Origin of the sequence: Ureaplasma diversum NCTC 246, from assembly GCF_000731915.1 — a bacterium.
Classification (GTDB): domain Bacteria; phylum Bacillota_I; class Bacilli_A; order Mycoplasmatales; family Mycoplasmoidaceae; genus Ureaplasma; species Ureaplasma diversum.
Genome location: NZ_JFDP01000076.1, coordinates 1 through 9,563, shown reverse-complemented (window position 1 = coordinate 9,563; position 9,563 = coordinate 1). Strand labels below are relative to the sequence as shown.

Annotated in this window: 8 protein-coding genes and 1 pseudogene; all 9 read left to right on the top strand. The window is 28.2% G+C overall.

Features of this window, described 5'->3' with window-relative positions; genetic code table 4:
* Window positions 1-93 precede the first annotated feature (93 nt).
* Complete coding sequence (der, locus tag UDIV_RS03400; protein WP_038103331.1) at window positions 94-1,431, top strand: ribosome biogenesis GTPase Der; 1,338 nt, start codon at window positions 94-96, stop codon at window positions 1,429-1,431.
* Window positions 1,421-2,407, top strand: a complete 987-nt coding sequence (locus UDIV_RS03395; protein WP_038103330.1) for an NAD(P)H-dependent glycerol-3-phosphate dehydrogenase — start codon at window positions 1,421-1,423, stop codon at window positions 2,405-2,407. The genes der and UDIV_RS03395 overlap by 11 nt, the downstream gene beginning before the upstream one ends.
* Window positions 2,400-4,211 (top strand): excinuclease ABC subunit UvrC, encoded by a 1,812-nt coding sequence (gene uvrC, locus UDIV_RS03390; protein ID WP_051749521.1) that lies wholly within the window; start codon window positions 2,400-2,402, stop codon window positions 4,209-4,211. The genes UDIV_RS03395 and uvrC overlap by 8 nt, the downstream gene beginning before the upstream one ends.
* 14 nt (window positions 4,212-4,225) lie before the next feature.
* Window positions 4,226-4,732, top strand: coding sequence for an NAD(P)H-dependent oxidoreductase (locus UDIV_RS03385; protein ID WP_038103328.1), 507 nt, complete (start codon window positions 4,226-4,228; stop codon window positions 4,730-4,732).
* Between the two features lie 2 nt (window positions 4,733-4,734).
* A complete protein-coding gene (locus UDIV_RS03380; protein ID WP_051749520.1) occupies window positions 4,735-5,574 on the top strand; it encodes a phosphotransferase in 840 nt (279 codons plus the stop codon).
* 62 nt (window positions 5,575-5,636) lie between these two features.
* The gene (locus UDIV_RS03375; RefSeq protein ID WP_038103326.1) at window positions 5,637-6,974 is read left to right on the top strand and encodes an RNA polymerase sigma factor; all 1,338 of its coding nucleotides are present in this window, start codon (window positions 5,637-5,639) and stop codon (window positions 6,972-6,974) included.
* Window positions 6,958-7,626 (top strand): tRNA (adenine(22)-N(1))-methyltransferase, encoded by a 669-nt coding sequence (locus tag UDIV_RS03370; RefSeq protein WP_038103324.1) that lies wholly within the window; start codon window positions 6,958-6,960, stop codon window positions 7,624-7,626. The genes UDIV_RS03375 and UDIV_RS03370 overlap by 17 nt, the downstream gene beginning before the upstream one ends.
* Entirely contained in the window at window positions 7,617-8,384 is a 768-nt protein-coding gene (locus tag UDIV_RS03365; protein ID WP_038103322.1) for a Nif3-like dinuclear metal center hexameric protein, read from the top strand. Before UDIV_RS03370 ends, UDIV_RS03365 begins: the two co-directional genes overlap by 10 nt.
* A 281-nt stretch (window positions 8,385-8,665) precedes the next feature.
* A pseudogene (locus UDIV_RS03360) lies at window positions 8,666-9,563 on the top strand (hypothetical protein); the annotation flags it as partial.

Here is a 9,563-nt window from a genome sequence, read left to right as displayed (position 1 = left end):
TTAAATTTAACTTTTTATTATAGGTTGTTCTAATTACCTTATATAATATAAAGCTAAGGTGTAAGAAATTTATTTCTTTAAAGGAGCACTAGAATGCGTACCATTGCAATAGTAGGAAAACCAAATGTTGGTAAGTCATCACTATTTAATCGAATCTTAGGAAAAAGACAATCAATTGTAGATGATCAACCCGGGGTAACGCGAGATCGAATTTATGGTTATGGTTCTTGATTAACGCGTCAATTTTTATTAATTGATACAGGGGGCGTTAGTTCAACTAAGAACACATATCAAGACAATATAAACGAACAAGTATTATTTGCATTACATGAAGCAAATACAATCATTTTCTTATTATCAGCTAAAGATGGAATTGATAATGATGATAAAATGATTGCAAAATTACTAAAAGAACAAGCTAAAAACAAACAAGTCATTTTAGTAATTAATAAGGTTGAGAGTGAAAAATTTGTATACAACGAATCAGAGTTGTATGCTTTAGGGTTTGGTAAAGCTTTTAGTATTTCAGCTGAACATGGGATCGGAATGGGTGATTTATTAGATCATCTAATAGCTGGTTTAGCACCAGTTGATCCAAACGATCAAAAAGATCGTTTTAAATTCTGTATCATTGGACGACCTAATGTTGGTAAATCTTCATTAACTAATACAATCTTAAATGATAATCGAATGATTGTAAATGCGAATGCTGGATCAACACGAGACAGTATTGATAATGATTTTAAATACAATAATGAACTATTTACAATCATTGATACAGCAGGGATACGAAGAAAAGGAAAAGTTGTTGAAGCAGTTGAAAAGTATGCTGTTTTAAGAACTCAAAAAGCAATTGAAAGAGCACAATTAATTTTATTTGTAATTGATGCATCTGAACCTTTTAAAGAACAAGATGAAGTTGTTGGTGGATTAGCTCATAAAGCTAATATTCCAACCATTATTGTTGTTAATAAATGAGATGCTGTAGCTAATAAAACAACACACAGTATGAGTGCTTTTAGCAAACAAATTCGTTCTCAATTTAAATATTTAGCTTGAGCACCAATTGTTTTTGTCTCAGCTCTTGATAATAAACGAATTCATACTATTTTTGAAACAATAGAAAAAGTTCGTTTACAAGCAACTAAGAAAGTATCAACTTCAATGTTAAATGAAGTTGTGATTAAAGCCAATACATTTGTTGATCCACCACCATTTAAAGGTGGACGAATTAGTATTAGTTACTGTACTCAAGTACCTTCTCAGATTCCGACTTTTGTTCTTAAGTGTAATAATCCTAAATACTTACACTTTTCATATGCTCGATATATTGAAAACGAAATTCGAAAAGCATTTGGATTTGATTCAGTTCCTATTACTTTATATTGACAAGATAAGAATAAAAAGGAGCGAATTAGTTATGAAAAGTAATGTCTTAATTATTGGATCTGGAGCATTTGGTTCTGCACTTGCTCAAGTGTTAGTTTATAACAAACATGATGTTTCAATTTATGGAATTAATGAAAAGGAATTACAATCACTTCGATACGAAGGAACAAACCACCTTTATTTTCGTGAACTTAAATTAGTTAGACAACTAACTGCTGTTTATAATGATTTTGATCAAGCATTAAATAATCAAACTTATGATTTTATTATTTTAGCAATCCCTTCAGTTGCTATCGCTGAAACCTTAGCTAAATTACAAGCTTATAATTTAGAAAATACAATTATTGTGAACACATCTAAAGGATTAGATTCAAATAATATGTGTTCTTGATATGAAACAATTAAAACTAATTTAAATGTTAAAGGGGTTAGTACTTTATGTGGACCTTCATTTGCTCTTGAAGTCTTCTCTTTAATACCAACTGCAGTTAATATTGTTGGGTGTGATCGATCTGTTTTAGAAGATGTTAAAGCATTATTTCAAAATGATTGGTTCTTTGCTATTATTTCAGACAAACTTAATGAAGCTAATTACATCTCATGTCTTAAAAATGCTTTAGCAATTGGATCTGGAATCATTTATCAAACCTATTTATCAACTAATCCTATCTCAGCTTTTTTAGTTAAAGGAGTAAAAGAAATTAAAACCATTCTTAAAACCATTCTTAAAACTGATGTTGATGTAGATGAGTACTTTGGTTGAGGGGATATTATTTTAACTTGTACAGATATTAAATCTAGAAACTTTAACTTTGGAACAAAAATTGCTACAAATGGAGCACAAGCAACTATAATGAACAACAAAGGAACAGTTGAAGGATATAGCAACATTAAAACAATTTATGAATTAATTCAACAACATAATATCAAAGCCCCATTGTTTAGTTATTTATATGAAATTGTTTATAATGAAGCTAATATTAAACAATTATTTAAAATTGCTTTAAGTGATGAATAATACTAATCAATCATTAATTAATAAACTAAAACAAATCCCTAATGAACCAGGGTGTTATCTTTGAAAAGATGCTTATAAGAACATCATCTATGTTGGTAAAGCTAAAAACTTATTTAAAAGAACTAATTCTTATTTTATAGGTCCTAAAGATTTAAAAACAACGAAATTAGTTCAAAACATAGATGATGTTGAATGAGTTATTGTATCAAATCCAAACGAAGCATTAATTTTAGAAAATAACTTAATTAAAAAACATCGACCTAAATACAACATCTTACTTAAAGACGGAACTAACTATCCTTATTTATTATTAACTAATAAACAACCAATTGATTTAGTTTATACCCATAACTATGATCTTAAAAAAGGAACTTATTTTGGACCAATTGCTGATTTAAAACATAGTAAATATGAGTTTTATCAGATTATGTGTGAAGTCTTTGGTTTTCGAGAAAACAAAAACATTCCCCCATCAAGATGTTTATTTAATCAATTTAACCAATGCTTTGGCTTTTGTAAACATAATCTTTACAATAAGGATTATGAACAACTTAAAAAACGGATATCTGAAGTTTTTAAAGGGAACATTGATGCAATTCTTAAGTATTTAGAATACAAAGAACTTGAAGCAGTAGATCGACTTGATTTTGAAAATTCTACTAAATATAAGCAACAACAAAAATCATTATCAACATTATTTGTTGATGGATTAGTACAACTTGAAAGTAATAATAGTTTTGATGTAATTGCTTATTATTGACATAACCATTATGTTGTTATCATTATTTTTAATTACATTGAAGGTAAATTATTAAACAAACACGTTGCTACTTTTGAAATTGATCAACAACAATGATATCAAACCTTAAGTTCATATATTTTACAATACTACCAAACCCAGAAAGTTTGTAGTCAAATCTTAGTATTATTAGATCAAACTGAACTTGATGCATTAAGTGTTGCACTTAATGCTAAATTTAAAAAACCTAAAAGCAAACAAGAAAAAGCAATTATGCAACTATGTATTCAAAATGCAATTGATCATTATCGAGTTAATATTAATGCTTTTATTCAAAAGCAAACTAATCATGCAATTGCATTAGCTAGTTTAGCTAAGATTTGTAAAGTAGATAATTTAGACTTAATTGAATGTTTTGATAATTCAAACATTAATTTACAATTTCCAGTTGCAGGGATGATTGGTTATGAATATGGACTATATAATCCTAAACTTAATCGTAAATACAACTTAATAACCAGAACTAAAGCTAGTGATTATCACTTTATGTATGAAGTGATAAAAAGAAGATATAGTAATGTTCTTAAAAATGAAACTAAACTCCCTAATCTAATAGTTGTTGATGGGGGAGAGTTACAAGTAAGTGCAGCTACTAAAGCATTAGAAGAATTAGAGATTAAAATTCCAATTATTGGATTAAAGAAAAATTTAAAACACCAAACTAATGCTTTAGTTTTAGCTGATTTAACTGAAATCATTTTTGATGATAAAAAAGATCCACTTTATAAGTTTTTAGCAAAAATGCAAGATGATGTCCATAATTATGCAATTTCTTTTTTTAGAAGCAAACATACTAAATCAGCATTTAGTTCTTTACTTGATCAAATCAAAGGAATTGGATCAAAAAGAAAAGCACTTTTATTAAAAAACTATGGCAGTGTGCAAGCAATCTTAAATGCATCTGATGAACAATTAGCTTTAATTATTCCTAAATCAATTATTAATGATCTTAAAGATCAACTACAAACCATCTATAATAAAAAACAAAAAATAAAAGAAAGTTAAAATAGGTAATCAATATGGCAAAAACTGTTGTTTTATATGCACGAATTTGTCCCCAAGAATCAATTCATACTAAACATCTTTTTCAATCTTTTCAAAAACACACAGACTTTGAATGTGTTTTTATTGATGCATCTAAACCATTTGATGTAGCTAAAGAACAAGAGTATATTTTAGGTTTTGATAACATCATTTTATTGTTTACAATGAACTGATATAACATTCCTTGATCTTTATCTCGTTATTTTGCTGAAGTATGACGAACATTCCCATTTAGTTTAGAGAACAAAAATGTCTATAAAGTAGTAACTACTGGATCAAATAAAGAACACTATTCTAAAACTGGAGAAAAAGCAACAGGTTGACTACCAACTGAGTTTTTAAACAATGTTAATGGAATGCTTAAAAAACTAAGAGCTAATCAAAAAGAAGAGTTCTTTTATCATAACTGTGTTGAAGTTAATGAACAAAAACTACAAGCATTTAGTGATCAAGTGATTACTTTCTTTAAGGATGTTAAATAAAAGTGAATGATCACAATCTAAAACCAATCTTAGACTTATTTATAGAAGATAAAACAAAAGCTTTTAAATCTTACAAAAAGATTAAAGAAGCTTGAACAAATGATGTTTATTTAATTAATCATTGTAATGAACATTATTATGTAAGAATTAAAAACAAAAAATCAACTAAGAGTGAATATGAACTATTTACTCATTTTTATAAGTATCCATACTACTATGATCCAATTACTCATAATCTAATTACAAAAGCAATTGTAATTGATTTCCCTTTCCCTACTAATAAAGCTTGTTTAATGAGTGTTAAAAACTTTATAACACAACTCCAAAAACTTAAAAAAGAAACAATTAGTGATCTAAAAGCATTTGATTATTTAGAGTTTATTAAATATGCTCCTAATAAAGAATTAGCTTCATACTATAAACAACTTTATTTAACAATAGCTAAATTAGAAAAGAAATTAGTAGTTGCTCATAATGATTTATCATACCACAACATTTTAATTAATCAGAAACATAAAATCTTTCAAGTGATTGATTTTGAATATGCTAGTTTAAATTTAAAACACTGAGATGTGTTTAATTTTTTACGTGATTTTGATTATGAAAACCATTATCCAATGTATCAGTTTTTTATTGAAAAATATAAACTAGAAGAAAATGTTGTTCATGCTTATTTATTCTTAGTTAATTTTTATGCTTATTTATGAGCAGCTAATGCTTATGAATATGCTAAAGCTGAGTTTTTAAACCGTTATGCTATTAAGCATTTAAAACAAGCTAAGTTTCATTTACAAATGTATTTAAAACTACCAAGTTTAGAAGATAGTAATGAATTAGTTTAGTTACTATTAATAGTAACTGTTTTATGATATAATAAAAAGATACTTGTGTTCAAGGAGTCTATATGAAGAAATTAGATTCAAATCTACAGATTGAAGATGTTAAAAAGAATATTAATTTAAGTTTTAAGGACGATTTCAGTTTTTCATTTACTTTATCTGAAATGGAAGCTGGGATCTTTGAGAGTCGAAACTTAAAAAATGGGTATTCAAGTGATCCAGAAGAAATTTTAGCTAACATTATTTTAGAAATTTCTAAGCGTAAACGAGTACGTAATGATATTCGTTTTGCTAAATTACAAGCAGCTTTTGCTCACTTACCACTTACTGAATCACACTGAAAAGAAGTTTTTGACGTTCTTAATGAATATAACATCAAAGTAATTGAATTAGATGAGAATTGAACTAATGCTGTTAAAAACAATCAACGGAAAAAAGATGAGTACGGGATTGATGACACTGTTGAAATTAGTGCTTTTAAAATCGGATTTGCTTCAACTACAACTGAAAAGGTTGATGATGGAATTAAAGCTTATTTAGGTCTACTTGGGGAATCAAAAATGCTAAAGTTCCAAGAAGAAGTTGAGTATGCAAAAATGGTTAACTCAGGGGATGAAGCTTTAGCATGAATTGGAAAGAACCAACTTTATACTTCAAATATGCGACTTGTTACATCAATTGCTAAGAAGTATTTAAACCGTGGACTTGATTTAGAAGATTTAATTCAAGAAGGTTCATCAGGATTACTTAAAGCAATTGAGAAATTTGATCATAGTAAAGGGCATAAGTTCTCAACATATGCAACTTGATGAATTCGTCAATCAATTACAAGAGCAATTGCAGATCAAGCTCGACAAATAAGAATTCCTGTGCATATGGTTGAAACAATTAATAAACTAACTAAAGCAGAACGAACACTTATTCAAGAATTAGGAAGAGATCCAACTGCAGAAGAGATTGCTCAACTATTAAACAAGAATGCTGCTAAAAAAGATCAAAAAGACCAACAAATTACAGCTCAAAGAGTAATTGAAATTAAAAAGCTAAATGTTGACCCTGTTTCTTTAGATAAACAAATTGGACACGATGAAGAATCACAATTCTCAGATTTTATTTCAGATGATGAAATTTTATCTCCTGAAAAATATGCTGAGAAAAAAGCTTTAAATGAACAAATTAATGAAATGTTCAAAAAGGTATTATTACCAAAAGAAGAAGAGATCATTAAAGCTAGATATGGACTTCCTCCATATGAACGACCACACACATTAGAAGAAGTTGGAGAGATGCACGGTTTTACAAGAGAACGTGCTCGACAATTAGAATCAAAAGCGATTCGTAAACTAAAACACCCTTCAAAAACTGCTAAGCTAAGGTCATTTATTGATGCAACTGAAAAATAAACGATTAGAAATCATCGCTAATTTAATACAACCATGCGAACATGTTGTTGATATTGGTAGTGATCACGCTTGGTTAGGAGTTTTTTTACTTTTTAATAACATTGCTAAATTTGTTACAAATATTGAAATCAATCCGCAACCATTAGCTAATGGGATTAAGAATTTAACTCGCTATAATTTATTAAATCGTACAAACAACATTTTAAATGACGGGTTAACCAATTTAGATCATTTAGAATTTGATTATTGTTCAATTGCTGGAATGGGTGCTAGTAATATTATTCAAATAATGCAACAATTCAATAACCACAAATTGCACCAAAATTGGATATTACAAGCTAATTCTAATGTTCATTTATTAAGAAAATATTTGTATCAGAATAACTTTGATATTATTAAAGAACAGTTGTTATTTGAGAATAAACATTACTATTTTATAATTCTTGCTAAGAAAATAGATGTTAATATAGTTCGTATCGACGAAAAAGGTTATTATATTAGTAGTGGTTTACTAGCTTCAAGAGATCAACTTTATCATCGATACCTAATTGAACGATTAAAATATTTGCAAACTCTTAATGAAGTTAAAATTAGTAACGAACTTAAAAATGAATTAGAAACTATTAGGGAGTGTTTATTACAATGAAAGTAAGTGAAATATTCGCTTTTTTAACAAAAAAATACGATCCATCTCTTGGTGAAACGTGAGATAAAAATGGTTTATTTTATAACCATGATGACGAAGTAAGTGGTGTTTATTTAGCTTTAGAATTAACTTCTAAAGTATTAAAAGAAGCAAAGCTATTAAATGCTAATTTAATCATTACACATCACCCGCTTTTTACTAAAGAAGATCAAACCGAAGAACATCAATTTTGAATAAATGAAAAGTTGATCAATGAAGTTAAAGAAAACAAAATTGCTTTAATTCATTTACATACAGCGTTTGATAAAGCAGCTGATGGTATGAATGTACAAATGGCAAAAATGTTAGAATTGATTAACATCAAACAAGACCCTAACAACTTGTTTGTTGTCACAGCAGAGACAAAAGTAGAAGTTTCTCTTGAATATTGATGTCGTTATCTAAAACAAAAATTCATGTCACCAATGATCACTTACACAGATAACTTCAAACTTAAAAGAACACAAAAATTTGCAATTGTAGCTGGTTCTGGTGTTGATTTTGCGGATTATGTTTTTACTAATCATGACGTGGATGTTTTCATTACTGCAGATTTAAAATACCACGATTGAATCGATGCCATCGAAAAAGGATATAACATTGTTGATATGCATCATGCATCAGAATTTGTTTTTGTCAATGTAATTGAAAAATTATTAAGCAAACAATTTCCTAAATTAGAGTTACACAAAACATTATTATCAATTGATTTTAAGTATTTTTAGACATAAAATATTAGAACAAATTACAACTGCATTTTGTAGTTGTATTTTTTTATCTTTCAAACTAAAAATTAATATTAACGAACTTTATTGATAAAATTGGCAATAATTATATCACTTAAATTTTATAAAATTAGGAACAAAGGGCAAAAAGTTCCTTTTTTTTTTTTTTGCATTGATAAATACTGATCTCATTATAATCAAAATAACTTTAATATAGATCATCAATTATGAAGAGTAATACAAAGTGATACAAAAAAATGGTCAGATAGGTTATTACAACTATGAAAAAGTTAAGAACTAAACGAGCGATTATATCTGGTCTTATAAGTGGTATTGTTGAATCCGCTATTATAGCAGCGATTGCGTTAATAGGGGTAAACACCAAACAAAAAGAGCCACATTTCACAGAAATAAAAGGTATAAAAATTGATAAGAATAAAGAAAACAAAATCAAGAAACCAATCGGTTTTTTCATCGATGATGATTTAGATAAAAAACCTAATGTTTCTAATCCAAATGAGGGTTCGGATTCTAGCGGGAATAATGATAAAAATAGAAAAGATGATAATCAATTAGTAACAAAGGATGCATCAACACAAACAGATCCATTACAAAATAATGGATCAAATTTAAGTTCAAATTCTATCAATGATGACCCAAACACAAACACAAACACAAACACAAAAGATCTTAATCCACCAAACAAACCAGATATTAATCCTGGTTTAACTAGTAATAGTAAGATAAAAAAAGATGCATCAACTCAAACCGATGCATTAAATGGGAATGATGGTTCAACAAACTCAAACGATGGAGCAAGTGGTGGTTCTTCTCAAAATGGATCAGGGTCAAATTCTAACGTACCATCAACTAGTACAGACCAAACCGATAATTCTAAACCAGAAACAAACACAGGAAAAGAAACAACGACCCCTGGTAATGGAACAAATTCAGGATCTGATAATTCTTCAACTAGTACAGAAGTTACTAATCCTGCTGTAACTAATCCAAGTAATAAACCTTCAAGTGGATCTGACTCAAGTAAACCTAGCACAAGTCCAGAAACAGAAAAACCAAAAGATGATGTTACAGAAAACAATACTATAAATGGTAAAGATAGTTTACAACCAGAAAATGGTTCAACAAGCTCAAACGATGGAACAACTGGGGATTCATCTC